The sequence below is a fragment of the Paraburkholderia mimosarum LMG 23256 = NBRC 106338 genome (assembly GCF_000739815.1).
Classification (GTDB): domain Bacteria; phylum Pseudomonadota; class Gammaproteobacteria; order Burkholderiales; family Burkholderiaceae; genus Paraburkholderia; species Paraburkholderia mimosarum.
On the sequence record NZ_BBJJ01000058.1, the window covers coordinates 1 to 25,577 of the forward strand.

At 60.1% G+C, this 25,577-nt stretch carries 24 protein-coding genes and 1 pseudogene; 13 read left to right on the top strand and 12 right to left on the bottom strand.

The features are described from left to right. Positions 1 to 812, bottom strand: an 812-nt coding sequence (locus BMI01S_RS28285) for a LysR family transcriptional regulator (protein ID WP_042291313.1), incomplete at its 3' end; no start/stop codon positions are given. Positions 813 to 953: 141 nt separating this feature from the next. On the opposite strand from BMI01S_RS28285, the gene BMI01S_RS28290 reads away from it, so the two are divergent. The 5 genes from BMI01S_RS28290 to BMI01S_RS28305 all read left to right on the top strand — a co-directional run bounded on the left by BMI01S_RS28290 (position 954) and on the right by BMI01S_RS28305 (position 7,658). Beyond that, on the top strand, positions 954 to 1,718 hold the full coding sequence (locus tag BMI01S_RS28290; protein ID WP_028215136.1) for an SDR family NAD(P)-dependent oxidoreductase: 765 nt from the start codon (positions 954 to 956) through the stop codon (positions 1,716 to 1,718). 82 nt (positions 1,719 to 1,800) lie between these two features. Further along, the gene (locus tag BMI01S_RS28295; RefSeq protein WP_456088852.1) at positions 1,801 to 2,286 is read left to right on the top strand and encodes a pirin family protein; all 486 of its coding nucleotides are present in this window, start codon (positions 1,801 to 1,803) and stop codon (positions 2,284 to 2,286) included. A 13-nt stretch (positions 2,287 to 2,299) separates the two neighbouring features. Next, entirely contained in the window at positions 2,300 to 2,509 is a 210-nt protein-coding gene (locus BMI01S_RS44445) for a pirin family protein (protein WP_457920628.1), read from the top strand. Between the two features lie 1,051 nt (positions 2,510 to 3,560). Beyond that, complete coding sequence (locus tag BMI01S_RS28300; protein WP_036046121.1) at positions 3,561 to 5,885, top strand: sialidase family protein; 2,325 nt, start codon at positions 3,561 to 3,563, stop codon at positions 5,883 to 5,885. A gap of 237 nt (positions 5,886 to 6,122) precedes the next feature. Next, on the top strand, positions 6,123 to 7,658 hold the full coding sequence (locus BMI01S_RS28305; RefSeq protein WP_028232106.1) for a sialidase family protein: 1,536 nt from the start codon (positions 6,123 to 6,125) through the stop codon (positions 7,656 to 7,658). Between the two features lie 112 nt (positions 7,659 to 7,770). On the opposite strand, the gene BMI01S_RS28310 is transcribed toward BMI01S_RS28305, so the two are convergent. Then, positions 7,771 to 8,277 (bottom strand): SRPBCC family protein, encoded by a 507-nt coding sequence (locus tag BMI01S_RS28310; RefSeq protein WP_036046118.1) that lies wholly within the window; start codon positions 8,275 to 8,277, stop codon positions 7,771 to 7,773. 312 nt (positions 8,278 to 8,589) lie between these two features. Here BMI01S_RS28310 and BMI01S_RS28315 point away from each other — a divergent pair, with 312 nt between their 5' ends. Both BMI01S_RS28315 and BMI01S_RS28320 read left to right on the top strand, forming a co-directional pair. Next, entirely contained in the window at positions 8,590 to 9,015 is a 426-nt protein-coding gene (locus BMI01S_RS28315) for a CopG family transcriptional regulator (protein ID WP_028214992.1), read from the top strand. Positions 9,016 to 9,061: 46 nt separating this feature from the next. Further along, positions 9,062 to 10,159, top strand: a complete 1,098-nt coding sequence (locus BMI01S_RS28320; RefSeq protein WP_028232104.1) for an extracellular catalytic domain type 1 short-chain-length polyhydroxyalkanoate depolymerase — start codon at positions 9,062 to 9,064, stop codon at positions 10,157 to 10,159. Positions 10,160 to 10,440: 281 nt separating this feature from the next. On the opposite strand, the gene BMI01S_RS28325 is transcribed toward BMI01S_RS28320, so the two are convergent. After that, on the bottom strand, positions 10,441 to 10,809 hold the full coding sequence (locus BMI01S_RS28325; RefSeq protein WP_028232103.1) for an NUDIX hydrolase: 369 nt from the start codon (positions 10,807 to 10,809) through the stop codon (positions 10,441 to 10,443). Between the two features lie 239 nt (positions 10,810 to 11,048). Between BMI01S_RS28325 and BMI01S_RS28330 the strand changes: the two genes are divergently transcribed. After that, positions 11,049 to 11,960, top strand: coding sequence for a CHAD domain-containing protein (locus tag BMI01S_RS28330; RefSeq protein ID WP_028232102.1), 912 nt, complete (start codon positions 11,049 to 11,051; stop codon positions 11,958 to 11,960). Positions 11,961 to 12,014: 54 nt separating this feature from the next. Here the strand turns inward: BMI01S_RS28330 and BMI01S_RS28335 are convergent. The 7 genes and pseudogenes from BMI01S_RS28335 to BMI01S_RS28365 all read right to left on the bottom strand — a co-directional run. Then, positions 12,015 to 12,521: pseudogene (locus tag BMI01S_RS28335) on the bottom strand (aldehyde dehydrogenase family protein); the annotation flags it as partial. Positions 12,522 to 12,581: 60 nt separating this feature from the next. After that, on the bottom strand, positions 12,582 to 13,766 hold the full coding sequence (locus tag BMI01S_RS28340) for a fumarylacetoacetate hydrolase family protein (protein WP_028232100.1): 1,185 nt from the start codon (positions 13,764 to 13,766) through the stop codon (positions 12,582 to 12,584). A gap of 18 nt (positions 13,767 to 13,784) precedes the next feature. Next, entirely contained in the window at positions 13,785 to 15,314 is a 1,530-nt protein-coding gene (locus tag BMI01S_RS28345) for a UxaA family hydrolase (protein ID WP_028232099.1), read from the bottom strand. Positions 15,315 to 15,362: 48 nt separating this feature from the next. Next, entirely contained in the window at positions 15,363 to 16,376 is a 1,014-nt protein-coding gene (locus BMI01S_RS28350) for an aldo/keto reductase (RefSeq protein ID WP_042291318.1), read from the bottom strand. Positions 16,377 to 16,498: 122 nt separating this feature from the next. Then, positions 16,499 to 16,885, bottom strand: coding sequence for an amidohydrolase family protein (locus BMI01S_RS28355; RefSeq protein WP_028232097.1), 387 nt, complete (start codon positions 16,883 to 16,885; stop codon positions 16,499 to 16,501). Between the two features lie 159 nt (positions 16,886 to 17,044). Continuing rightward, positions 17,045 to 18,190 (bottom strand): LacI family DNA-binding transcriptional regulator, encoded by a 1,146-nt coding sequence (locus tag BMI01S_RS28360; RefSeq protein WP_051381502.1) that lies wholly within the window; start codon positions 18,188 to 18,190, stop codon positions 17,045 to 17,047. A 42-nt stretch (positions 18,191 to 18,232) separates the two neighbouring features. Continuing rightward, positions 18,233 to 19,105 carry a phytanoyl-CoA dioxygenase family protein gene (locus BMI01S_RS28365; RefSeq protein ID WP_051381501.1) on the bottom strand — a complete coding sequence of 291 codons (873 nt, stop codon included), beginning with the start codon at positions 19,103 to 19,105 and terminating at the stop codon, positions 18,233 to 18,235. Positions 19,106 to 19,396: 291 nt separating this feature from the next. Here BMI01S_RS28365 and BMI01S_RS28370 point away from each other — a divergent pair, with 291 nt between their 5' ends. From BMI01S_RS28370 to BMI01S_RS28385, 4 genes are all read left to right on the top strand, one after another. Continuing rightward, positions 19,397 to 20,419, top strand: a complete 1,023-nt coding sequence (locus BMI01S_RS28370; RefSeq protein ID WP_081723521.1) for an ABC transporter substrate-binding protein — start codon at positions 19,397 to 19,399, stop codon at positions 20,417 to 20,419. Between the two features lie 64 nt (positions 20,420 to 20,483). Then, positions 20,484 to 21,503, top strand: coding sequence for an ABC transporter permease subunit (locus BMI01S_RS28375; RefSeq protein WP_051381500.1), 1,020 nt, complete (start codon positions 20,484 to 20,486; stop codon positions 21,501 to 21,503). A gap of 2 nt (positions 21,504 to 21,505) precedes the next feature. Further along, on the top strand, positions 21,506 to 22,276 hold the full coding sequence (locus BMI01S_RS28380; protein ID WP_028215000.1) for an ATP-binding cassette domain-containing protein: 771 nt from the start codon (positions 21,506 to 21,508) through the stop codon (positions 22,274 to 22,276). An 82-nt stretch (positions 22,277 to 22,358) separates the two neighbouring features. Then, on the top strand, positions 22,359 to 22,673 hold the full coding sequence (locus BMI01S_RS28385) for an L-rhamnose mutarotase (protein ID WP_244145419.1): 315 nt from the start codon (positions 22,359 to 22,361) through the stop codon (positions 22,671 to 22,673). 363 nt (positions 22,674 to 23,036) lie between these two features. Here BMI01S_RS28385 and BMI01S_RS28390 read toward each other — a convergent pair whose 3' ends face one another. Continuing rightward, positions 23,037 to 23,396, bottom strand: a complete 360-nt coding sequence (locus BMI01S_RS28390; RefSeq protein ID WP_306303741.1) for a hypothetical protein — start codon at positions 23,394 to 23,396, stop codon at positions 23,037 to 23,039. 450 nt (positions 23,397 to 23,846) lie between these two features. Further along, entirely contained in the window at positions 23,847 to 24,572 is a 726-nt protein-coding gene (locus BMI01S_RS28395) for a hypothetical protein (RefSeq protein WP_042291322.1), read from the bottom strand. A gap of 481 nt (positions 24,573 to 25,053) precedes the next feature. Here BMI01S_RS28395 and BMI01S_RS28400 point away from each other — a divergent pair, with 481 nt between their 5' ends. Continuing rightward, positions 25,054 to 25,515, top strand: coding sequence for a YsnF/AvaK domain-containing protein (locus BMI01S_RS28400; RefSeq protein ID WP_028215003.1), 462 nt, complete (start codon positions 25,054 to 25,056; stop codon positions 25,513 to 25,515). Positions 25,516 to 25,577 lie beyond the last annotated feature (62 nt).

Below are 25,577 nucleotides of genomic sequence, written 5' to 3' on the forward strand. Positions count from 1 at the left end.
CGACCGCCCTTTGTCAACGACCAGTCGGTGAGGATCGCTTCGAGGCGGCCATCGGCAAGATATTCGCCGGCGATGAATTCGGGCAACTCGGCAATTGCGAGGCCGTCGAGCAGCGTGGGCAGCAGCGCATCGGAATTCGTCACGCGCAACGGGCCGGTCGGCTTGACCGGCTCCTCCTCGCCCGCAGCGTTCGTGAAGCGCCACAAATCGCTGCGCGCGCGATACGCGTATGAAAGGCATGGCCGGTCCGCCAGTTCGCGCGGATGCGCGGGCCGCCCTTCGCGCTTCAGGTACGCCGGCGACGCCACCACGAATTGTGTGACCGGGCACAGGCGTCGTGCCACCAGTGACGAATCAGGCAGCGCGGCAATGCGCAGTGCGGCGTCAAACCCATCGGCAACCAGATCGACTGACGCATCCGAAAGATGCAGGTCGATCGACACCTCCGGGTACGCGCGCAAGAACGCGGGCAGCAGCGGCGCGACCCAGCGCAGCCCGAACGACATCGGTACAGCCAGGCGCACCAGTCCGCGCGGCTGCACCGACATCTCGCGCGCGGCGCTTTCTGCTTCTTCGGCCTGACGGTAGATCTCTCCGGCCTTCTCGCAGATCGTCCGGCCGAACTCGGTGAGCGAGAGCTGGCGCGACGTGCGGTTGAAGAGCCGCGCGCCCAGCCGGTCTTCGAGACGGGCGACGCCGCGCGAGACCGTCGCCACCGACACGCCCATCGCGCGCGCCGCGGCCGCGAACGATCCTTCCTCGGCGACCTTCGCGAACATAGCAAGTCCTTCGAAATCAGGCAGCTTCGCCATTTCCCCTCATCTTTTCATTTTTGCAACGATTGATTTCAATCAATTCTATTTCGAAAAGGCTTGGGCGTCGATATTCTCCTCACATCGCAGCACGCAACACCGAACGCGGTCATCCACTTACCGAACGAAAGGAGAAGCACCATGGCACGCAAGCTCGACAACAAGATTGCACTCGTTACCGGCGCAACCAGCGGCATCGGCCTCGCCACCGCACAGCGTTTCGCGGCAGAAGGCGCGCACGTCTACCTCACCGGCCGCCGTCAGGCCGAACTCGATGCCGCAGTGAACGGCATCCGCGAAGCAGGCGGCAACGCGACGGGGGTACGTGTCGATTCCACAAAGCTGGGTGAGCTCGACGCGCTGTATGCGCAGATCAAGGAAGAACAGGGGCATCTCGACGTGCTGTTCGCGAACGCCGGCGGCGGTTCGATGCTGCCGCTTGGCAGCATCACCGAAGAACACTACGACGACACCTTCGATCGCAATGTGAAGGGCGTGCTATTCACGGTGCAAAAAGCGTTGCCGCTGCTCGCCGAGGGGGCGTCGGTGATTCTTACCGGTTCAACGGCAGGCAGCGCGGGCACGGCTGCATTCAGCGTGTATTCGGCTTCGAAAGCCGCGGTGCGCGCCTTCGTACGCAGCTGGATTCTCGATCTGAAGGATCGCCGCGTCCGCGTGAATACAATCAGCCCGGGCGCGACGCGCACGCCCGGCTTGCTCGACCTCGCCGGTGACGATGCCGCCCAACGCCAGGGTCTTGCCGATTACCTGGCTGCCCAGATCCCGATGGGGCGCCTCGGCGAGCCCGGCGAGATCGCGAGCGCGGCGCTGTTCCTGGCCTCTGACGACGCGAGCTTCGTGAACGGCATCGAACTGTTCGTCGATGGCGGGCAGCAGCAGATCTAAGCGCAGGCCGGGCGCGTGGATGCGGTCTTCGCCGATCGCATCCACGCCCGACGCGTACGCGCGTCTTGAGCGGATGCACGTCATGTTCGAACATCGTCCTTACCTTTCGCTTGGCGCAGTCAGGCGCGACTGGCTCGATACGCGACTGCATTTTCGCCTCGGCGAATGCGGACGCGCCGACCATGCGCCGCTCGGCGCGCTCTATGTGTGGAACGACGATGCATTCGCGCCGCACTCGGGCTTCGACCTGCATGCTCACCGCTGCGTGGAGATCGTGACGTGGGTGCGTTCGGGTGCGATCACGTATGAAGACGACGCGGGCAATCGCGCGCGGCTCGTCGCCGATTCCGTGCAGACGATCAGTGCGGGCGCCGCGATCCATCATACCGAGCGCAACCAGGAAAATGTGCCAGCGCGGCTATTCCCAGATCTGGCTGCATCCGCGCACGCAGGGTGGCACGTCACGTTGGGCGGCGCGTATCTGTTCGCGCGGTTGTCGCGAAGGTCGCTTCGTCACGCTGGCGAGTGGCGATCCAGAAGATGTACGTGCGGGGGCGCTTCCCGTTAATGCCGACGTGCGCGTGCGCATCGCCACGCTACGCGAAGGCACGATGGTGCATCACATGTTGTCGACGCCAGGTTCGGCGTATCTGGTTGCCGATCATGGTCGGGTTGACGTGGGACCCGTCCGGCTCGCGCCGCGCGATGGCGTCGTCGTCAGCGATGAAGCGCAGCTTACGTTGGTTGCGCGAGACGACACCGATGTCGTGATAGTCGAGCTTTTGCGGTAGAGATATTGTGCCGTTGGGCTCGAGCGACGACATTCCCCCTGGTTTCCGCGTTTTCCGCAAGACTCGGTTCGGTAGCTTTAAATGGCTGTTTTGCGATAAGAAGCCGACGTTGATCCCGCGTGGCCGGATGTCTGCAACGGGTCGATATGACCCATTCGCTTTCGCACCGAACCGAGGCGTTCCCTTCCGCGCCTTCATTGAACTGCAACGCATGAAGAGATGCCACCCACCGCCCAGCGATGCAGTTTGGCTATCTTTGCGTTATGCGAGTCGACCGTCGGCCAGCACCGCTAGCGCATGTAGTGAGTGGGATTTGATGAGCGCGGCGTCAAGCGGTCCTACGTCACCCACCGTTGTGCCAGTGGTGGTGTTCCCAACCCTTGTGGCAACCACCGCCCTGGCACTGACCATAGCCGCCGACCACCGGTGGCCCATGCACGACTGGCGGTGGATAGGACTGGTAGACATAGGTACCCGGCGCCCCATATGCACCCAGGGGTGCATATTCAAAGGACTGATTCGCTCCGAAACCTGCCGGACGCCCTATGAGGTCATTTCATCCATTCCCGTCGTTCGAGTATCGGCGAAGGTCGAGCGTGGATAGATCGCTTTCCTGACATTATCGAGTTCCCGGGTCGCGAGTGACCGGTGTCTCGGATGCCGTCCTTGTATTTTCGACCCAATGCGGTCATCCCGGGATTCGGATTGGACGCGAGAAAGCGGACATTGACCACAGAGGGGATGTCTCCCGGAGGGTTCCGGGAGAGCTCCTTGAGTCGCTCTACAGGCCCAGCGTCGTCACCAGTATCTTTGAGCTTGCCGTGACGTCGCTTGAAGATAGGTTACCTTGCTAGACCTGCTCGGGCTACCTAGACTTCATCAAACGTCCAATCGCGTTCCGAGCTAGCCGAACCAGTTCGTCTTCGAGCCAGCAAATATGGAGGTTCGTAGTCCAATCCGTCTGCGAGTGCCGGCCACGGTCGCAAAGCTTTCCCGAGTTGAATAAGAAAACAGAGAGGCTACTGTCGATGCCGCTACCCAGGAGGGAACCATGCTCCCGCTCATTCTTGGACCACGATATAACATCCGCGTCACCTGCGATGCCAGCCCAAGCAACGACCGAAGTGAATCGACGATAGAAGTCAATCCGACCAATCCGTACAACATGGTCGGGTCGTCCAAACGATTCACCGACCCGCACACCTATGCGTTCTCGCTTGCCACGTATTCGACATTCGACGCGGGCCGATCGTGGCAGGAGGCGGCGCCCCTCGGGCTCCTCGCAGGCTGGGACGGCGTTTCAGATCCGACGGTCGCCTTCGACGATGTCGGAGGTGCGTATCTCGTTGCTCTTCCGTTTCAGGGACCCGAGCCGATGGCCATCGCGGTGTACAAGTCTACGGACGGTGGTTTGACCTGGTCCCCTCCGAACCTCATTCACTCGGCGCCGGGCGATGACAAGCAATCAGCCGCAGGCGATACGAATCCGGGAAGCCCCTATCATGGCCGTGTTTACGCCGCTTGGGACGGTCCGGGTGGCATGCTCTTCGGGCGCACGATCGACTACGGCGCCAGCTGGCGCGGCACCGGTGCGAACCCGGTCGGAACGTCCCTTGCTCCGGACTCTTTCGGACCTCAAGTCGTCGTGGCTGCGGACAGCAGCGTCTACATCTTCTTCATCGCTGGCAACGACATTGAGTTTGTCAAATCCACCGATGGTGGGGATTCGTTCTCGAACCCGACTACCGTCGCGAGCGGCATCACGGGTTTACCTGGCCAGCTACCCGGGGGGACGTTCCGAACGCCCACGGTCGCAACGGCCTGTGTTGGAGCAAATGCGAGCGACATGGTTGTTGCCTGGGCCGACTATCGACAGGGCGTCGCACGCATCTACTATGCGCGATCCAACAATGGTGGTGCCGCCTGGCAGGCGGGCAGCGGCTCCGGCATGCCGCTGATGAGCGGTGGCGCTGTCTCTGCGCCGGATCAGCACGAGTTCCAGCCTCAACTCGCCTGCACGCCTCAGGGAGACGTTGGCTGCGATTTCTATCTCTTCGGGCCTAAGGGAGGCGGAACGACGCCGCTGATCGACGTGGTCCTGACAGTGTCCGCCGACAACGCGGCAACTTTCGTGGACCGGGTTACGGTGACGGAGATGCCTTGGGACCCGACAGTCGATGCCGTTTGGGCGCACGGAGATCCCAACGTCACCTTCATTGGTGATTACTTCGGTCTCGCGGCGAGTCCGCTTGGCTTCTTCCCGTTCTGGTTGGATACGCGTACCGGAACCCAGGAAATGTTTACCGCACGTGTCGCGGTCCGCCCCGCGAACGTCTACATCCGTGACTCCTCAAGCGATACGGGAATGGTCCCGTCACCCGGCTATCATTGGGAAGCACCGGACCTGATCGTACGCCGGCAGCAGGACGGGAATACTGTCTGGATCGATCAGGATCTGTTGCGGGACGGTGTAACGGATCATTTCATCTACGGCAAGATAACGAACCTTGGGCCCAATCCCGCGGAGAACGTCACGCTTGCGGTCACCGTAGGCAACTATCCCGCGCTCGATGCGCTGCCCGGATTGGAGTTTCGTTACCCGCAGGATTGGTATCCGGGCGACTGGCAGACGGCGGCGGTCCAGCAGAGGCACCTGTATCTGGGTGAGGGTGCACCGCTGAATCTCGCGGTGGGCGCTACGCGTATCTTCGGCCCCATTCGCTGGCCGGCCGCGCAAATTCCTCAGGAGGGCACATGGCACCCATGCCTTCTGGCCGAGTCCCGTGGAAACAACAATGACTCTGCGGGTGGGCTCAATGCAGCGCCAGTGCTGGTCGCGCCCGGTACGTGCGATTACGGCAGCTACTTCTGGGGTGACAACAACGTCTGTCAACGCAACCTGTCATACGCACATGTCTTCGCCAAGGCCGAGAGCCTGGTCGAGTTTCCCTTCATCATCGGCAGCCCGTACAGTCACGCAAGGCTGATCGAGGTTATCGTCCACAAGGACAACCGGCTCGATGACGTGCCGATGATTCTCGAACAGCTTCCGCCCAGGAAGGGGGAGAAACCATCTGTACCTGACAGGAACCACATGCATGGCGCCAAGCTTGCTGGCAAGCATTGGAACCTGACCCATCGAGTGGCTGGAGTCGGCTTTGCGATTGAGCCAGGGCAGATGCTCCGGCTAAAGTTATCGGTCAGGATTCCAGAAAATTTCGATCTCGATGCGCCGGCCAAAGTGACCCTATTCCAGCACAACGACAGCCATGTCATGACCGGCAGCGCCATCCTGGAACTTGTTCGCGCTCACGCTAACCACGCGAACCACGACCCTAAAAAACGTGATTCTTCGACGCGCAAAAAGGGGCGATGACACCACGCACGACTCAACTTTTCGTGTTCATTGAATGCAATTCATAAGACCGGCCTGCCTACGCCGTTCTGTACTGATGCAATTGCAAAACTCCTTCGGCAGACGGATTGATCAAGCTGGGGTGCAGAGCCCCAACAGGCGGTACCATCGGTGTCCTTTCCATGGTTCTGGTCACGTCTTCGTGACCAGAACCATGAACGGAGGATTTGCGGCGCACTCTCACCGACAGGGGGGATCATGTCGAATATCCAGGTCACGCACGATTCGAGCGTAAACAACGCTAGAAGCGAAAGCAATATCGTCGTCAATCCCAACAACCCGAAACAGATCGTCGCGGGTTCCAAGAAGTTCAAGGACATTCACAACTACGACTTTATTCTGGCAACCGAATACTCCACGGATGGCGGTCTCTCGTGGCATGATTCTGCTGCCTTTACGCTATCTGGTTTTACGCTTCTCACTGACCCTGCCCTCGCATGGGACGACGTCGGAAACGTTTATCTAGTTGGTCTGTCAGGGAACAATCCGCCGACCTTCGATACCGTTGGCATCGTGATCTACGGGTCAACGGACGGCGGGCAGACCTGGAGTGCGCCGAAGCCGATCCACAACAGCGCTGGCGACGACAAGCAGTGGGCGGCAGGCGATGCGAATCCGGCGAGTCCGTTTCATGGCCGCGTCTACGCGGTATGGGACGACGGATCCGACATGCGTTTTGCACGCACCACAGACCATGGCGCGACCTGGGTCGGCACAGGCGTGGGCGCCACCCCGGCGGGTACGGTACTCGTCAACGATTCGTTTTCGCCGGAGATCAACGTCGCCGCTAACGGCGACATCTATATCGTCTGGATCGCGGGAAACGAGATCAAGATGATCGTCTCGACGGACGGAGGTGACAGTTTTTCGCCCGCCACATCGCCTGCCACAGGGGTTACGACGCTCGACGCAGGATTGCCGGCGCCGCATGGGTGGCCGGTGTTTCCCGGCGGAACCTTTCGCGTGCTGACGATTCCATCAGCCAGTGTGTTCGGGAGCACGATCGCCGTGGCATGGGCCGACTTCCGCGAAGGTGTGTCCCGCATCTACTGCGCAGTGTCGACTGACGGCGGAGCCAGCTGGCCCACCGGCCTGTCCGGAAAGCCATTACTGGCGGAACCGATAAGCACCAGTTTGCAACACTTTCACCCGCAGATCGTCTTCGATCCCGGTGGCGTGATCGGGTGTGCCTTTTATGAGTTTGGCCCCAAACCGTCCACGCCGCTCATCGATGTGATCATCGCCCAGTCCGTTGACGGTGGGGCTTCGTTCAGTCGGGCTACCGTGACTGACCAGCCTTGGGATCCGGCCATCGACGCGCCGTGGTCTCATGGAGATTCTAACGTCACGTTTATCGGCGATTACTTCGGGCTGGACGCCAGCACTCGGGGGTTCTATCCGCTCTGGACAGATACGCGGACCGGTATTCAGGAACTCTGGACCGACATTGTGCAGGCCCATGCGCGGGTCACGATTCCGCCCGGTCTGTACGGGCAGGTTGCCCAGATTCTAGACGGCATCATTCAGGACGGCGGCGGGGACCAGATCGTGGGCGGACATATCGTTCATATTCCGCCCTGGGGGCCCGAGCTGGATATTCTGCTGGGTGTGGCGATTCAGCGGATCGCCACACTTGTCGCCAGCCCCGGGGGCATCGCCATTCAGAGAGCGGCGATGGCCATGGTGGCGCACGTAGCTCAACAGGAAATAAAGCGTCTTGAAGGCAAAGAATAAGTGAGCAGCGTCGCGTGCGACGATTCACCAGCAAGATGACTCATTTCGTGGCGGCTGCTGCGGGTCTGCGTGCGCATTTTTGCGTCGCGGGCGGCGAGTCGCGGCAATCCATCTATGCGCCGCCATCGAGCTTGACCTTGAGGCGCCGCACCGCTTCAGCCGATTCGGCATCGATCTGCTTGCGCAGAGCCGCCCAGTTGAGCAGCGAGAACAGCAGAGTTGGCGCCCGGTAGGTAAAATCGCGCTCGAACCGCGTGCCGGCGCCGACCGGCGTCAGCGTGTATGTGACGGTTCCTGCTTTCCTCCCATCGATGTCGCCGTCAATGCTCCAGAATGTCGGAGCGCGGCGTCCCGCCACCGTCCAGACGACCGTTCCATTGCGGCCCGCCACCCTGAAGTCCTCGGTCACCTTTTCTCCAACTTGCAGCGAATGATCGGTGGCGCCACGCACTGCCAGCGACGATGGATGCCATGCCGGCCAGTTTGCGGGTGTCGACACATATTCGAACACTTCTTCAGGCGCTCGCTGGATCATGACCTCGCTGTGAATTTGCGTCATCGGCTGCCAGGGTAGTGGCACAAAAAGCAGCACGACAATCGCGCAGATCGTTATGAGCACAGGGAGAACTGTCCTGCGAAAAAGCATGGCATGGGGCTCGCAGAAAAGGGGGCTGCCTCCACTATAGACACGGTCGCCATGCCGTAGCGGTATGGCAACGGGGCATTGCAACGCTTGATGGTGACCCAATCGCACCCTTCCGCATACCTGGCGACCCAATGGAAGACGCGCGTGTGCCGAGGCGTGGCCGGACTGCGATTGGCGCGCCGCTGCCGGAAGCGCACCTGGCACGATTTCAGCCGAAGCTAAGAATCTTGCATAGCAGCAAAATCCATCCTATAACCATCCACATGGATGGCAACTGGATGGAAGATGAAAAAAGCAGCGATTCGCGAGACACCTCGCGCCAAAGGCGGAGAGTCCGAAAAAATCACGATCAATCTTGTCCCGGTAGACCTTGGTCAGATCGATCTTCTCGTTGAAGAAGGGTTCTATTCGAACCGTACCGACCTGATACGGACGGCCATCCGCAACCAGCTTGCACTGCACGCCCAGGTCGTTCAGGAGACGGTCACACGCCGCGCGCTAGTGCTCGGCATGCAGCATTTTTCCAGACAGGACCTTGAGGCAGTACGCGCGGCGCGCGAGCGCCTCGACATCCAGGTGCTCGGGCTGGCAAGCATTGCGGCTGACGTCTCACCGGAACTTGCGCGCGCAACTATTGGAAGTATCGCGGTGCTGGGGGCATTTCACGCAACGCCTGCCGTCAAGGCAGCGCTCGCCGACCGTATCCGGTAACCCACGCCGCCCCACCCGACATCTACCCTGCTCACCGGACCACACCATGAAACTGAATGAAGGCTTTCTGAACTCGATGCACGAAGCGATGACCTTGCTGCGTACACGCGGCCCCGCCGAAGCGACGGCGGCAATACAACGCGCGTTGCGCGGCGAAGGCAATCCGGCGGCGAACGACATGTCGGATGTAACGGTATCCAGTCCCGTGGGCGCCCCGCTTTACCGGACGAACAGATACGACGTCCCTCCGCATGCGACGGAACGGGTACGTACAGATGTGGAAGATCGCGGGCATTTCAGCGTGCACCGGTATTCGAACGCTGCTGGTCGCCGGCAATATCGGCTCTATGTGCCCGCAGGGACCGCGAGCACACCGATGCCGCTCGTTGTAATGCTGCACGGCTGTACCCAGGACGCTGATGACTTTGCAGCCGGTACTCAGATGGATGCGCTCGCCGAGCGTCACCGGTTTCTTGTCGCGTATCCGGTACAGCCGAAGCAGGCCAACCCGTCAAAGTGCTGGAACTGGTTCCGGCCGAGTGATCAGTCGCGCGAACGCGGCGAGCCGTCCCTGATCGCGGGAATCACGCGGGAGATTATTGCCGCGCACAATGTCGACCCTTCACGTGTGTACGTGGCGGGCCTATCCGCGGGCGGTGCAATGGCGGCAATCATGATTAGCGAGTATCCCGAACTGTACGCCGCGGCCGGCGTACATTCCGGTCTCGCTGCGCATTGCGCGCATGACTTACCCACTGCGCTTGCCGCGATGAAAGGCGGCACGCATCCCGCAGAGGCGCGACGCGCGCAACGCCATTCGTTTGTGCCGCAACGGCCCATGATCGTTTTTCATGGTGATGCCGATGCCACGGTTCACCCGTCGAATGCCGCCCGAATCGTACGCGGCTTCGAACGACAACACGATGGCGTCGACGAAGAGCGTCGTAGCGGGGCTGGCCGGCGTGACTGCACGGTAGCGCGGCTGGTTTCCCGCGACGGCGTGGATGCCGAGTTGTGGACCATTCACGGCGCGCCGCACGCCTGGGCAGGCGGCAGTGCGCGCGGGAGTTATACGGACACGAGCGGGCCGGATGCGAGTGGTGAAATGCTCCGCTTTTTCCTTGAACATCCGCAACATCCGTAGTGCACGGTAACGCGAGGTCATGCCGTGCATCATTTACGTCGAGTCGATAGCGCCAGTGACCTGTCCGAGCCACAACTCCTTCTTGCCTTCCAGCTTAATCGACTGCGCATTGCTGCGGCAGTAGTGGCGCAAGGCCTCACCCGGTATCCTGGCACGCGTGTACTTCTTTCAAAAATCTGGTTCGCCGTCTTCCATCGCTTCGCCGGGAACGTCGATCCGGCAAGCGTGCAACACGCTAATGGGTAGTACGCAGGACATCGGATATGTAGCTCGTACCTGGGCTACTTCCTGCGTCGCTGACTAATCAGCTTCACGATATCTGTCGTGGGGCCGCTTGTGATGAGGCGAGGAATGTCGTCCAGGTGGACCCAGCGACACCTGGAGATTTCGTTACCTGGACGAGCTTTGGCGCGTTGTGAGATTTCGCAGGAAAACACGTGATGGTGCTTCTGCTTCCCATGGAAGTCAAAGAGGTGTTTGGCTGACTTCCCGGCTAGTTGGGTTTCTTCTTTGAGTTCCCGAAGCGCGGCGTCCGTGCGATCTTCTCCGCGCTTGAGGATCCCGCCTGGCAACGCCCACTTCGATTGACTACGTGCGACAAGGAGGATTCGCTTACCTCTGCGGCAGATGACGGTGGCGCGCTTCTTCAAACCGGACTCCTACTTGTGCCCCAGATATTCTCGGGGCGCGCACGACGTGGCAGCGTATCGGGCGGTAACTGGACGTAGCTTCGTATCCTAATACAGAACAGCACAAACTGGTGGTGCTATGAAGCGGGGATAGCCGGCGGCATCTTGAAGTCTTTCATCAACGTGTCACAATTTCGACGTTCGAAGTTCGATGTGGTAACGTCTGGGGACGTCTATTTTCTGTCCGCCTCGAGGCTTCAATGGATATGGATGGTGACTGGTCGTTACCAAAGCCGAACACTCTCTTCAAGGTCAAACGCCGGACGGCTGGTTCGTCACTCTCAAAAGCAAGCTCCATCGCCAGCACGTTCTCGTCTCTGGCAGCGCCGGTGGCTGCCGAAGCAGTGCAAAGAGCGCGAGACCTCTCCACGGAGCGCGACCCGGAAGGGTTTCATCAGCTTCGAGTCGCTTTCAGAAAGCTTCGCGCGTTGTATTGGGCGTACTCCCCTTACATCGGAGAGGAAGCAACCGTGCAAGCCACGGCAGAATTCAAGCGTCTTGCGGAGGTGGCTGGCTGCACGCGCGATTGGGACATTGCAGGCGATCTACTCCGAACCGCCCAGGAGTCCGGCGCCTCGGTCGAACTCCTTGTGGCCGCAGCACGCGAGAAACGTGCGCAGGCGGTGGCGCACAGCCAGACGATGATCAAGAGCGACGATGTCGAGGCGTTTCTGAACGATGCCCTCCTTCGCGCGCAGACCACACTGCAGTCGAGTTGCAGCGATCGACCCATTCGGGCGTTCGCCGAGAAGCGCGTCCGCCTCGCGCAGCGCACGCTTCAAAAGCGATGCAAACGCGCAGCACGTAGCGAGTCGGCCGATGAGGAAGGTCTCCACGACGTTAGAAAAGCCGGCAAAAAGCTGAGGTACCTGCTCGAGTTTTTTCAACCCATCATCAAAGGTGGGCACGGCCGTACCATCAAGGAGTTGACGTCCGTGCAGAACAAGCTGGGGCAGTTCAACGACATTGCAGCAAGCGAGGCGCTGCTTCGCGGCGCGTCATTCAATGACGTTCCTACCGAGGTCGTGCAGGAATCGCTGAAATGGTTGGAAAAACAGAAGTGCCAACGAATGCGTGCGGCATCACGACGCGTTCGAGACATCTCTAACTGAGATGCATCCTTGAGCGGTTTGTGAAGCCGGCCTGCCACCCGGTGTGGCGAACCTGACGCAATTGCCGAAAGCGAGAGCCGGCGCCATTTTCCACGCCGGTATTGCGATAGGAAAATTCCATGGTGTGACAAAACCAACTACGCCGACGGGCTCGCGCGTCACTTCCACGGTCAAGCCGGGGCGCACTGACGGGAGGATTTCACCGCCGACACGCAGGGCCTCGCCGGCGAAAAATTTGAAGATCTGTCCTGCGCGCGTTACCTCACCGACGGCTTCCGCTAACGTCTTGCCCTCTTCGCGCGCGAGCAAGTTCCCGAGTTCCTGCTTGCGGGCGAGGATGGTCGTACCCGCCTGATCGAGAACATCAAAACGTTGCTGGGGCGTCGTTTGCGACCACTTCGGAAACGCTTGCCGGGCCGCGCCGATTGCGGCGTGCATTTGCTTCGCGTCAGCCTGGGCGAATTCACCGACCACGTCGTCTGTATCGGATGGGTTGATATTGCGGGAGTATGCAATGGATGTTGCCCACTCCCCACCAATGAAATTATCAAATCGAGTCATGTCTGTGCTCCCAGAATAATCGGGTGCCAATGTGAAGGCCGACGGGCGCTACGATGCCGGTCAAAGACCTGTTAGTCCCCGGCTGCTGAGATTGCGATACAGCGCACGAACACCGAAGGTCCACGGAGCGATTTCCGTGCATAAACCGACGGTGTTGACCAGAGCACCAAGGGGCGGAGCCGAGATTGTCACGAGGTCACCGAGGTGGTGGGTAAAGCCCGATCCCGGGGCATCACGATCCATGATCGGCGAAAACATCGTGCCGAGAAAGAGCATGAATCCATCTGGATACTGGTGGTGATCGCCATGGGTTTGCGCGACGAGATCTGCCGGGTCGCGGCTGATCTGACTCATGTGACTCACACCTTCCAGCACGAAATCATCATCAGCGCCTTCCACGCGCAGAGACACGCTCGTCTGTCGAACAGTGTCCAGAGTGAAGTCGCCATCGAAGAGGCGGATGAATGGGCCGATCGCGCAGGAGGCGTTGTTGTCCTTGCATTTGCCGAGCAGCAACGCAGAGCGTCCTTCGATATCGCGCAGGTTGACGTCGTTACCAAGCGTGGCGCCTACTGGCTCGCCCCTGCTGTCGACGGCCAGAACGATTTCAGGCTCGGGGTTGTTCCAGCCCGACGAAGCCAACAATCCGATTGGGGCACCGAAGCCCACGGCCGACATCGGTTGCGACTTGGTGAAGACCTCAGCGTCCGGCCCAAGACCGACTTCCATGTATTGCGACCACGCGCCACGGCGCAACAACTCTTCCTTCAGTCTTGCCGCGGCATCAGAACCTGGGCAGATTTTCGACAGATCCGTGCCGATCAGTGCGGTGATGTTTTCTCGCACACTAGCCGCTTTGTCGCGGTCGCCGCCAGCCTCTTCCTCGATCACGCGTTCGATGAGACTAACTGCGAAGGTAACGCCGCATGCCTTGATAGCCTGCAGGTCGCATGGCGCGAGAATATATTGCTTGCCGCAAGCGCGGGCCGCGCGGGTCTGCGTCAGGAGTTCTGTGACGGGCCCAAGAGCTTCCCCTGGCGCCTGGCTGGCGATTTGCACGCGGTCAGCGCGATCGAGCAGGTCCGCCATCGTCGTTGCGGACTCCGTAATGTCAAAGACCTCTCCCCTACGGATAGCGATCACACATGGGCCTTCTCCCGCTTCGGTATGTCGCCACATGCGGCCGACGAGGCGCGCTGAGTCCAGATCAAACGGCAGCCAGTTGGGCTGGGTTGATGCATTCATGATGTCTCTGTGTGAAGGTCAGGTGATCGCGCCGATCTGCCAGGGTACGAACTCATTTTGTCCGTAGCCGTGAAGCTCACTCTTTGATCGCATACCCGATGCGGTTGCCAGCATGAGCTCGAAAATCTCCTGGCCCATTTCGTCGACGCTCCTCGTTCCGTCGAGGATCTCTCCGCAGTTCAGGTCGATATCTTCTTCCTGTCTGCGCCATAGTTCGCTGTTGGTGCCCAGTTTCAGCGAGGGCGAAGGCGCGCAGCCGTATGCAGAGCCGCGCCCCGTTGTAAAGCAGATCAGGTTGGCTCCGCCTGCTACCTGGCCGGTTGCCGAGACGGGGTCATAGCCCGGGGTGTCCATGAAAACCAGACCGTGTGCCGATACCGGCTCCGCATAGCGATAAACAGCAATCAGGTTCGTCGTGCCGCCTTTGGCCACAGCGCCCAACGACTTCTCGAGAATTGTCGTCAGGCCACCTGCCTTATTACCCGCCGACGGGTTGTTATTCAGGTCTGCGCCCATGCGTGCACAATAAGTTTCCCACCAGTGAATGCGCTCGATCAGCTTTTCTCCGACCGCGCGTGAAATGGCGCGGCGGGTGAGCAGGTGCTCCGCGCCGTATATTTCCGGTGTCTCGGACAGAATGGCAACGCCGCCGTGGGCAACAAGACGGTCGACCGCAGCACCAAGCGCCGGATTCGCCGAGATACCCGAATAGCCGTCGGACCCGCCGCACTGCAAACCAACCACGAGATTACTTGCGTCGACTGCCTCCCGCTTCACGCGATTGGCCTCTGGCAGCAGCGCCTGCACAGCGTCGATGCCAGCCGCCACTGTGCGCGACGTGCCACCGGTAGCCTGAATGGTCATGACCTTCAGCGTGTTGCCCGCCTCAAGACCCTGACTTTCGAGCAGGCCCCCAATCTGGTTGGTCTCGCACCCGAGTCCGACGATGAGCACCGCCGCGAAATTAGGATGTCGTGCGTACCCACCGAGCGTTCGACGGATCAGTGCCAGGCCTTCTCCTTGTGAGTCGATCGCGCAACCCTGGCCATGCGTGAGTGCGACGACCCCGTCCACGTTTGGATAGTCGCGTAGCACTCCAGGTTTGAAGTGGTCTGCAATGGCACGTGCGACGGTCGCAGAGCAGTTCACTGACGTAAGAATGCCGATGTAGTTGCGCGTCGCGACGCGTCCATCAGGACGGACGATACCCATGAAGCTCGCACGGCTCGCGACGGGCGCTGGCTTTGCGTCCTTTCCAAACGCATAGTCGCGGTCGAAGCTGCCCATCGACAGGTTATGCGTGTGGACGTGGTCGCCGCATGCGATGTCGCACGAGGCAAAGCCGATGATCTGCCCGTACCGTCGAACCGGCTCGCCTTGCTGGATGGCACGTGAGGCGACCTTGTGACCAGGGGCCACCAGCCCCCGGACGGTTACGCGGCCACCGTCCACCGTTGTGCCACCCACAAGCTGCTGCAGCGCGATGATCACATCGTCATCGGGATGCAGTCGCACGGTGACATCTGCGTCTGCTGTTGAGGTCTTCATACTGCCTCCGATCGTCTGATACTTGTAGTGCGGCGCGCGCCGATGCGTCTATCGCGGCGTGGGTTCGGGCGCGTGCTCCGGGATCAGGCCATCGTGTTTCAACGCTTGCCAGAGACCTCGTGGGATGCGCACGGACATCTGTTTCACATTCTCATGAACTTCGTCAGGATTTCGTGCCCCTGCAATTACCGCGCAAACAGGCTCGGGGGCGCTGCAGAATTGCAACGCTGCGGCCTTGAGGCTCACGCCAAACTCAGCGCAGCGCACTGCCATCCGGGATGCCTTTTCAACCATTTCCCTTGGCGCGGTGCTGTATTCAAACGTTGTGCCACCAGCAAGGAGCCCGGAGTTATAGGGGCCGCCGATCACCAGTTTCGCGTCGCACCGCATACACGCGGGGATCAGACTGTTCAGGGCCGTTGTATCCAGCAAGGTGTAACGCCCCGCGAGCAGGAAGATGTCGGGGTCCGAGTCAGCCAGAGCCCTGACACACGGTTCAACCCGGTTGACGCCAAGGCCCCACGACTGGATCAAGCCTTGTGCGCGCATATCGGAAAGCGCCCGGGCTGCGCCGTTGATAGCAGTGCGGTATTGCCTTTCCCAATCGGGGCCGTGCGTGTCTTCGGCTATATCGTGGATGTACACGACGTCGAGCCGGTCAACGCCCAGGCGGTTCAGGCTATCCTCAATGGAACGAAACGCACCGTCGGATGAGTAGTCGTACTCGACGCGAAAAGGCAGGCCATGGACGTAGCCATGCTGCGTCGACGGCACCGATTCATCACGGATGAGCCGTCTGCCGACTTTCGTCGACAGAACAAAGTCATCGCGCGGCATCTCACGGAGTATCTGCCCCATACGCCGCTCTGACAGGCCGGTGCCATAGAAGGGTGCCGTGTCGAAATATCTGACTCCGCTGTCCCACGCGGCCCGTATCGTCTCCTCAGCAAGCTGGTCGGGCACGACTGAAAAGAGGTTGCCGAGAGGCGCGCCTCCGAAGCCGATCGGGTTGGGGAAAGCACCGCCATTTGCTGGCCGGAACAGTCGTTTCTGGATTTCCATTTTGTCTCCTTCGCATTCGATTCGCCGCGCTGAACGCAAGGCAAGTGCAGATGATCCTTGACCGAGGGATTGCGCATAGCACGCTGCCCGCTGATTCCAGTCTCACCGGCGTGGGCGTGATCTCACAGCCGGTAAAACGAGCGGGCTGTTTCGCCAAAGATTGCCGCCCGGTCTTCCTCGACGAGACTGGAGGACAGTCGTTCGACGCATGCGTGCCACGACACGTAATCGCCGTTCAGATTCAGGACCGGCCAGTCGCTCCCCCACATCAGGCGCTGAGCGCCAGATCGCGAGAGCAGGAAAGCGAAGTAGGGCGAGAAAGCATCGTCGGCATAACCCGGTGGCGCCTCTGTCACCATGCCGGAGAACTTGCTCGCCTGCGCAAGTGGCGCAAGTGGCGCAAGGTCCGATGGCAAAAAGTCTCGCCATAGTGGAGCGAGATCAGGGGTGAGCCAGCCATAGTCGCTTCGCGCAGTCGTCCAGAAGTGCTGATGTGCATCAACCTTCATGACGGCTCCTTTTACCATTAGTGCGTCGATTGACTCGAGAGTTAAATGATGACATTACCAATTTGGCATCCTAATCATCTGGATATCGCATATGTAATGCGCTGATCAAACTCAGCCGTCAGCTTTGACTGGAGTGCCAGGCGTGAATATGTATGACAGTCAGCGGGCAGCCGTCGGAAGAACGATGTTTTCTTCCGTTCCCGCTAAATCCGTTTTCTTCACGCGCGACTTTTTGTTGGAACTGTCGCGTGCCGTCGCGCTTGCAGTCCGGCCGGCCCCCTGACTTTCCGTTTCGCCGAACGCCGCTGGACTGCTACACGATTGACGCACGACCAGTTCCGGCGGAAAGACCATATGCCGAGGGCTTCGCTCGTCTCCCCTGATGCGCTCGAGCAGCATGTTGAGCGCCGCTTCGGCCATCGCGTCAACGGGCTGCCGGACTGTGGTCAGTGCGGGGGAGAAAGCGTTCGCCCATGGAAAATCGTCGATCGCGGTGACTGATATGTCCTTGGGACACGCCAAACGCTTTTCCGCCAATGCGCGCATCGTGCCAATCAGCATCTGATTATTGGCCACGAAGATGGCTGACGGCGGCTCCGGGAGATCCATTAGCTCAAGCGCTGCGGTATAGGCGTCGTGCTCACCGAATGCACCCTGTCTCACGTAGTCGGGATTGACCGGCAGATTCGCGGCTGCGAGCGCCTGGGTGAAGCCGCGCAAGCGATCACGACCAGGCAGAAGGTTCTGCGGACCGGAGATGATTGCGACGCGCCGATGGCCAAATTCCAGGATGTGCTGAACTGCAAGGCGTGCTGCGGCAACGTTATCGAGAGCAACCGAATCCCATTCGTTGGGGCACACCACGTGGTCGACCGCTACGACAGGCATGATGCCGATCTCGGAACAAACCTTTTCGTAGGCTTCTTCCGGTGCCGATGCACAGAGGATCGTGCCGACGGCCAGATGGGCGCGGAGCATGCGAAGATAGGCGAGCTCGTGCTCAACATCCCGATCGCTGTCGAATAACAGTACAGAGTAGCCTTGGACATGAGCGCGTTTCTGAATGGAATGCACGAACTCGGTGAAGAATGGGTTAGTGATGTCAGGGACGACCAAGCCCAATAGCTTGGTGGTCCCCTTTTTCAGGCTGCTTGCGACTGTGTTCGGAGCGTAACCCAACGCCTTGACAGCGACGCGCACTCGCTCCGTGAGGTCGGGACTCACGTAGGTCGATCCCGACAGGACCGCCGAGACGGTCGCCAGACTTACTTCCGCAAGACGTGCGACATCCTTCATTGTTGCCATGATTTTCCCGCTGCGCAGTTGTGCCCCGAGCTTCCTGCCCGTTCAGTTCCACCATCCCGCATGCTCGCGCTTCGGCTGCCGCAAGATGCCGTCCGCCGTGCGGGGCGGCTCGATTTCGAGCAGGAACCGCTGTGCAGGTGACATCCGCTCGTACAGTTCCGGGGTGAGATGGTCGATCTGGACGAGCTGCTGCGGGAGGTCGCGCCGAGTATACGTTAGATGCAGTACCCGGCGGTTTGCGTCGTTCTTTTTGAGTGTACCGCTGTGCCAGCCCGACGCGTTCATGATGAAAACGGTGCCAGCCCGACCGGTCAGATAGACCTCACCTGGATACGGCGCGTCCAGATCGGCGGGAATCCGTTTGCGATCTGCTTCGGAAATGGGGCCTGGCTCCCAGTCGCCCTGGTTGACAACAGGCACGTTAATCGGTGCCCATTTGTGCGACCCGGGCACAACCCGTGTCGGGCCGTTATCCAGCGTCATGTCGTCAAACAGGATGACGGCATTAACGACCCACCAGTCATCTTCGAAGTACTTTGGCACGTCGACGTGCAATTGCTGGTGACCGAACCCTTGCACCGGATCGCGGAGATTGGCGCCGTGCACCTTGATCTCCCCCAGCAGCTTATGTGCTGCGGCCAGCACCGGCTGCAGTTCCAGGCACTTGTCGAACACTGACGTCTTGTTGAAGATGTTAGACACGCGCCGCGCGCCGGGCTCGACGTGAACTTCATGTCCGCCCGTGAGGCGCTCGGCTTCATGGAGCCGCTCAAATTCGCGGGCCATCGAACGGCACTCGTCCGGGCTCAGCACATCTTCGACGACGAAAAATCCATTCTCGTCGAGCTCCTTCAGCTGCTCGCTGGCCAACGTGTCTTCGATATCCAGTTCATGCATCGCCTGCCTCGTGTACATGAGTCGCGTCTCCGTCAATTTCGTTAGCTGGCGAAACGTTTAGCGAAACGTTTCGTTTGAGTGATTTATAGCAAGCACGGGTCGAGAGAGACATCCGGGTTTCCACCACGCAAGTCAAAAATTCGGCGTCCTACTAGCCGCTTTTCGCTCCGATCTGTTCATGTTTACCCGAGGTTAATTGACTTCGTGCACAAGAGGTCTTAGATTCAACGAAACGTTTCGCTAAACGTTTCGCCGGAAAACCCGGCACCCCGCTGAGCTTTCAAACCCGGAAAGAGACAGGAGACAGACATGGACAGCTTGACGAAACCGCTGTGTACAACACATCCCGTGCGTACACGCCGTCGTTTGATCAGTGCAGTAATGGGCGCGCTTATGCTCTCGGCGCTTGCCGCACCCCCGGCCCATGCAGACAAGGAGCACCCCGTTGTGGCCCTGTTGCCCGGAGTGGTCGATCCCTTCTATTTCACGATGTACCGCGGTGCCCAGAAGGCGGCGGCGGAGGACAACACCCAGCTGCTTTTCCAGCTTCCGAAAAGCTGGAACACAACGGAGCAGGTGCCGATTCTCAAGGCATTCATTGCCAAGCGTCCGGATGCGATCCTGGTTTCTCCCGTGGATGCACAGCAACTGATCGAGCCCCTGACGGAAGCAAAGAACGCGGGAATCAAGGTCATCACTGTCGACACCTACGTCGGCACCGGCCGGTATCAGACGGGCAGCGGAAACGCGGATTTCCCGCTTTCGTTCGTGGCGTCTGACAATAAGGAAGGCGGCCGTATTGCAGCGCGAACGCTGGCGAAGGCGATCGGTGAAAAGGGCACTGTCTTCTGCGAAAGCCTCAAACCTGGCGTCTCGAGCACCGATGCGCGGGTGCAGGGCTTCCAGGAAGAAATGAAGAAGTATCCGAACATCAAGGTGCTGCCGACGCTGTATAGCGAAGACGACGCGAACAAGGCTGTTTCGGATGTATCGGGTGTGATGGCGCGCGAGCCTGGTCTATCCGGCGTATTCGGCACGAATACCTTTTCCGGCAAAGGTGTGGCGCAGGCGATCCACATGGCCGGGAAGAGCGGCAAAGTCAAGCTGATCGTGTTCGACGCCGTACCGGGCATCGACAAGGATATTAAGAGCGGCCTGGTCGACTACGCAATTGCCCAGCGGCCAGCCGACATGGGTTACTACGGCGTCAAGTATGCAGTCGACGCAATCCGCGGAAAGCCGGTCCCGAAGGAGAAAAGCACCGGTTTCGTCGTCATGGACAAGTCGAACATCGACAACACTGACGTCAAGCAATACATCTACTCCAACTGATTTTTGCCAGCGGCGGCTCGAAACCGCCGTCGGTGATTTGCAAGAGCTATCTGGAGACATTGCAATGCAAAAGGCCTCTTTACTTTCTGGTCAGCCACGAGCGACAGGCACATCGTCCGCTCCCAGGACGATCGACTACAAGGCCCTGGTTGGCCGTTTCTGGCCCTGGCTATTCCTGGCTGTGCTCTGCCTCTTCTTTGAAATCTGGTCGCAGGTGATCCAGCAGAGGTCCTTCGTTTTCAATGCCTACAACCTGCAGTCGATAGCACTTGCGGCAAGCGCACCGATGCTTCTCGCGATTGGTCAGACGTTCGTGATCATCACTGCGGGCATCGATCTGTCCGTCGGATTCGTCATGGGCCTTGCAGCGGTGTGCGCTGCCCAGTTCACTTTGCTCGGAGGCTCATCCCCGTGGGCGCTCGGCCTCTCTGTGCCGCTGACCATTGCTGTATCAGTCATTCCAGGCGCTATTAACGGCACGCTCGTTGCGCGATATCGTGTCCCGGCATTTATTGGGACGCTTGGGATGTACGGTATTGCCCGCGGTGCCGGCTTCCTCGCTGCAGGCAGCGGCATGACTGTATCAGTGGACAACCCGGGCCTGCAATGGCTCGGCTCCGGGTGGAATCCCGTCATTGTCACGGTGATCCTGCTGGCCGTCATGCACTTCATCCTTTCGCGCACCCGCTTCGGCCAATATACCTATGCGGTTGGTGGCAATGAGCAGTCTGCTGCCAGAGCAGGCATTAACGTACGTCGGCACAAGATCGTGATCTATATGCTTGCGGCCGCGTTCGCGGCAGTAGGCGGCATCGTCTATACGGCTCGATTCTCTGCCGGATCGGCCACGGCTGGCGAACCGATGCTGCTCAACTCCATTGCCGCGGTCGTAATCGGAGGCGCAAGCCTGTTTGGCGGTACCGGCAACCTGATCGGCACGTTGATCGGCGCCCTGATCATCGCTGTGATCGAGTTTGGTCTGGTATTCATCAACGTCGATGCATTCTGGCAGTTCATCGCAGTTGGCGTCGTGATCATCGTGTCGGTGCTGATCGACCAGTACAAGGAACGTCTCGGAGTCTGATTATGAACCAACCGCTACTTGAAGTGCGCAACGTATCAATCCGCTTCGGAGGCGTCGAGGCGCTCAAAAGAGTGTCGATGAAAGTCTACCCCGGCGAGGTCGTCGCATTGTGTGGTGACAACGGTGCAGGTAAGTCGACGTTGATCAAGATCATCTCGGGCGTTTATCAACCGAGTGAAGGCGAGGTGCTTTTCGACGGTCAACCTCTCGACATGCGCGACCCTCACGACGCTCGCGCGAGAGGCATTGAAACGATTTACCAGGATCTTGCGCTTGCTGACAACCTCGATGTGGGCAGCAACATCTTTCTGGGACGTGAGCCGGTGAACCGTCGCTTTGGCGTCAGTACCATCGACCGCGCGCGCATGGCTGGCGTCGCACGCGAGGTGCTGGATCAGCTCGACATCGTCATTCCGGAGAAGAAGATCCACGGTCCGGTCAAGATGCTCTCTGGCGGCCAGCGCCAGGCGATCGCAATCGGACGCGCGATTTACTGGAATGCGCGGGTGCTGATCATGGACGAGCCCACGGCTGCTTTGGGTGTGCCAGAGCAGCGAAAGGTGATGGAACTGATTCTTGGGCTGAAGAAAAAAGGTGTCTCGGTCATTCTGATCTCGCACAATCTGCTCGATATTTTCAGTGTGTCGGATCGCATCTTCGTTCTTCGACGTGGCGAGGCCGTGGGAGAAAAGCGGGTGAGTGAAACCGACGGCGAATCGGTAGTCAAGATGATGGTTGGGGACGAATACGCCGCTACGAAGGCCGCAGCCTAAGCACGACAAATATGCGCACCCGACAGATCGCCACTCGAGTACGCAAGCGAGACACGGAGAACACTCAATGCAACGAATGGGAATGGTCATCCACATCAAGCCCGAGAAGATCGACGAATACAAGGCGCTGCACGCGGCTCCGTGGCCAGCGATTGTCGAGCGGATCCGGCGTTCCAATATCACCAATTACTCGATATTTCTCAAGGAGCCGGAAAATCTTCTTTTCGGATACTGGGAATACGTCGGGGCAGACTTCGAGGCGGATATGGCCGCGATTGCGGCCGATCCAGAAACACAAAGGTGGTGGAAATTGACCGCCCCATGTCAAGTGCCCCTTGAGTCGCGAAAACAGGGCGAGCATTGGGCAATGATGGACAAAGTGTTTCACATTGACTAGGTTGCTCCGGACCTGCGGAGTCCCATATGCGCGACACAAGAATCCAGCATATCTGAACCGGGTAGCCTGGCTTCGGCGTCCCGCAGAAGTCGCCCAAGCCTCTCCGCAGTCGTCATTTTCCACTTGCCTGTCCACTGCCGGAGACCGCAGCAAAAAATCGAAAGCGGATTTGCCGAATGTCTCTTTTCGACTCTATACGGGCCCGTCGGCGCATGCCTCCCAGTGGCTCTTGTGGCTCGGTCGACTTCGGCCTCTCCGTCTTCGGCGTAATGTTCTTCGGAATGTTGTCGCCAAGGTGGCGGTCGCTTCCCATTGCCCTGCGGAAAGCCAATGAAGAGAGCGCGTCAATGATTGGGCGACCCGCTAGCACGCCGGCCGCCGCAGCATTGCGACCGCAAACAGTCCGGCGCCCAGCGCCACGTAAACGGCGGCCAGCGATTTGCCGGAAAGGTGCGCTTCGAACCCCGGCGTGAGGCGCCGCGGCACGACCTTGTAGTCGACCGCATACGCGGTCGCCGCTGTTGCTGCCGCCGCCGTTGCGGTCGCGAACGGCTGCTGCCTCTGGCGCGCGTCGGGCATGCGGTCGATCAGCGTCTCAAACAACATCCCCCAGAAGATCGCGGACACCTCGTGGATGGCAAAACCGGTCACGGTGTGGCGCAAGCTGAAGCGCTCTTGCCGGAATGCGCTGCGCGGCCACAGGCAATGGGTGACCGCATTCAATGGCGCAAATGCGGTGCTACCTTCGTTGACCGATCGCGCGGCGGCCGTGCCGGCTGCGCACAGCCCCGCCACGAGGCCCGAGGATACGGCGCGGCACGCCGTAGCACAAAGCGACTGATACCAGGTCGGGTAGCTCGAGTTCATGTGGCCTCCATCCGCGATCGATTTCTTGGCACGGCTCCGTATCGGTGCCCGGCCAATGCGAGCCGGCCAGGGCAAGCCCAATGAGGGCTTTTCACTTTTGAAGCAGCAGCATCGGGCGTTCCTCCGACGCTAGTCGCCGACTCTCATGCGACGTCGGCTTTTGACAAATCGCGCCATAAAGGCTACGGGAAGTGGCGCGAAGAACGGTCTTGTACGGGCACGGCGGTCTGTCCGTAAACAGGAATCCGAGGCGGCCCGTCTCCGCGTGTCCGTTCTACGCCGGTGCGAAACTGGCCAGAGCCCCGGCTAGCGCGCCCGTCGCCGCATCGCGTCGTCCGGCTCATCGGTGAAGCGCGCCCCCCCTGCTGCGTCCGTCGATCGTGCGGCGACGCCGCTTTCAACCGCCGGCTGGTGCCGGAACCCGAGGCCTCCTGCAACGAGTGCGATGATGGCCCCAACGACCAGTGCGGCCACGGAGAACCAGCTTGCACGGGCCACAACCCGTGCCGCGGTGTCAGCCGCCTGTCGCGCGTCTGCTTCTGCTTGCGGACTGGATGCCGCAGCTGTGGCGGATGCGATAGCGCTTCGCGCCTGTTGCGTCAGGGAAGTGACTGTGTGATCCTTCGCACCGGACTGACTCGCGGCGGCGCCTGCTGTCGCGCCGGCCGACGCCACGTTGCCCGCAACGCTGACTGCGCCGCCAATCAGTGTCGCCATTTGAAAAACAACAAAGAGAATCATGACAGCCCATGCCAGAAGGCCATGCAACCAGCCAAGTACGGGCGCGCATCGACCCGCAAAATAGGCTCCGCCGAACACCGCGGTAACGGTTGTCAGAATCAGCCAGACGCCTGACTCAACGCCGAATCCGCGGGTGGGATCTGGCTGGGACAAAGGACTGAGCAGCGATGCACCGATTGCAGTACCGAGTACGCTCATCACCAGATAAATCACGAGCGAGATAACGACGCCCGTAAACACCGCGCCCCACGAAACGCGTGGCAGTCCATCCTGCGTTGCTAGAAGTCGCATGGTCGATCTCCATATTTGCTGTGCTAAGGATTTCGCCGGGAAATCCGGCGACCGGACAACCGCAAGCGGCATTCCACGGGTTGCGTTCCGGCGGACAGCATCGGGCTGCGACCTGCCAATCGGCAGATATCGAAGCGTGCGGCATAGGGCCGAGCGGCTCGCTTGCGCAGTCAGGCTTCCGTACGTCGCCTACGGGGGGCGACGCGTCACCGTGGCGCGAGGCGCTGACCTCAAGAAGACGTCCGATCCCTGTTCTGCGGGGGCGTAAGCGCCGCACCCGGCATCAGCGCCGCGATCGCCTTTTTCTTCGCCTTCTATGGCGTCAGTACCTGCTGTCGTAGCGCGGCGCCGGGCAGTTGGTGTATTCGGCTGCAATACGATGGCAAGAAGGTCGTGTCGAGAGAACGGTTGCCGCCTCAAGCGATCGACGACAACGGCATGCGCCTTGCGCCCGGAAGCGTGTTCAGTTTCGGAGACAAACATGAACTCTCCTGAGTCCACTGACCCCGAGCGAGACGCTGATGAGCCTGCGGCGCGGTCGGCCCCCGCCGATCAGGTAGCCGCCGTGCAGGAAGAGCTCGAGGTCGCGATTAGGAAGGTCGACACCGGCGGCGTACGGGTCCGGAAGGTGATTCACCAGAAGGAACAACCGCTCGGGGTGACGCTGCGTGAACAGCATGTCGAAGTGCGACGCGTGAGCATTAACCGTGCTGTGGACGAGCGCGAGCCACCGCGTCAGGAAGGCGACACACTGATCATCCCGGTCTTCGAGTATGTGCCGGTAGTAAGAATGCAATTGATGTTGAAAGAAGAGGTGCACGTGACGACTACCGAATCAGTGCAGCAGGTGGTTCGTGCCGTAACCCTAAGTGCCGAAGAACTGGTGGTCGAGCGTCGGGAAGGGCAGGACGGAGACTGGCAGGCAGAGCATAAAGATAGTTAGTGATGCCTGGAACGACTGTTGCGCAAGAGGCCGTGCATGCGCGATGACGGCATGCGCAGTCC

Bases quoted from the DNA above. Each gene is read 5' to 3' on its own strand.
- BMI01S_RS28290 (WP_028215136.1), top strand. From the start codon at position 954: ATGGCACGCAAGCTCGACAACAAGATTGCACTCGTTACCGGCGCAACC.
- BMI01S_RS28295 (WP_456088852.1), top strand. From the start codon at position 1,801: ATGTTCGAACATCGTCCTTACCTTTCGCTTGGCGCAGTCAGGCGCGAC.
- BMI01S_RS28300 (WP_036046121.1), top strand. From the start codon at position 3,561: ATGCTCCCGCTCATTCTTGGACCACGATATAACATCCGCGTCACCTGC.
- BMI01S_RS28305 (WP_028232106.1), top strand. From the start codon at position 6,123: ATGTCGAATATCCAGGTCACGCACGATTCGAGCGTAAACAACGCTAGA.
- BMI01S_RS28315 (WP_028214992.1), top strand. From the start codon at position 8,590: ATGAAAAAAGCAGCGATTCGCGAGACACCTCGCGCCAAAGGCGGAGAG.
- BMI01S_RS28320 (WP_028232104.1), top strand. From the start codon at position 9,062: ATGAAACTGAATGAAGGCTTTCTGAACTCGATGCACGAAGCGATGACC.
- BMI01S_RS28330 (WP_028232102.1), top strand. From the start codon at position 11,049: ATGGATATGGATGGTGACTGGTCGTTACCAAAGCCGAACACTCTCTTC.
- BMI01S_RS28340 (WP_028232100.1), bottom strand. From the start codon at position 13,766: ATGAATGCATCAACCCAGCCCAACTGGCTGCCGTTTGATCTGGACTCA.
- BMI01S_RS28345 (WP_028232099.1), bottom strand. From the start codon at position 15,314: ATGAAGACCTCAACAGCAGACGCAGATGTCACCGTGCGACTGCATCCC.
- BMI01S_RS28350 (WP_042291318.1), bottom strand. From the start codon at position 16,376: ATGGAAATCCAGAAACGACTGTTCCGGCCAGCAAATGGCGGTGCTTTC.
- BMI01S_RS28355 (WP_028232097.1), bottom strand. From the start codon at position 16,885: ATGAAGGTTGATGCACATCAGCACTTCTGGACGACTGCGCGAAGCGAC.
- BMI01S_RS28360 (WP_051381502.1), bottom strand. From the start codon at position 18,190: ATGGCAACAATGAAGGATGTCGCACGTCTTGCGGAAGTAAGTCTGGCG.
- BMI01S_RS28365 (WP_051381501.1), bottom strand. From the start codon at position 19,105: ATGTACACGAGGCAGGCGATGCATGAACTGGATATCGAAGACACGTTG.
- BMI01S_RS28370 (WP_081723521.1), top strand. From the start codon at position 19,397: ATGGACAGCTTGACGAAACCGCTGTGTACAACACATCCCGTGCGTACA.
- BMI01S_RS28375 (WP_051381500.1), top strand. From the start codon at position 20,484: ATGCAAAAGGCCTCTTTACTTTCTGGTCAGCCACGAGCGACAGGCACA.
- BMI01S_RS28380 (WP_028215000.1), top strand. From the start codon at position 21,506: ATGAACCAACCGCTACTTGAAGTGCGCAACGTATCAATCCGCTTCGGA.
- BMI01S_RS28385 (WP_244145419.1), top strand. From the start codon at position 22,359: ATGGTCATCCACATCAAGCCCGAGAAGATCGACGAATACAAGGCGCTG.
- BMI01S_RS28395 (WP_042291322.1), bottom strand. From the start codon at position 24,572: ATGCGACTTCTAGCAACGCAGGATGGACTGCCACGCGTTTCGTGGGGC.
- BMI01S_RS28400 (WP_028215003.1), top strand. From the start codon at position 25,054: ATGAACTCTCCTGAGTCCACTGACCCCGAGCGAGACGCTGATGAGCCT.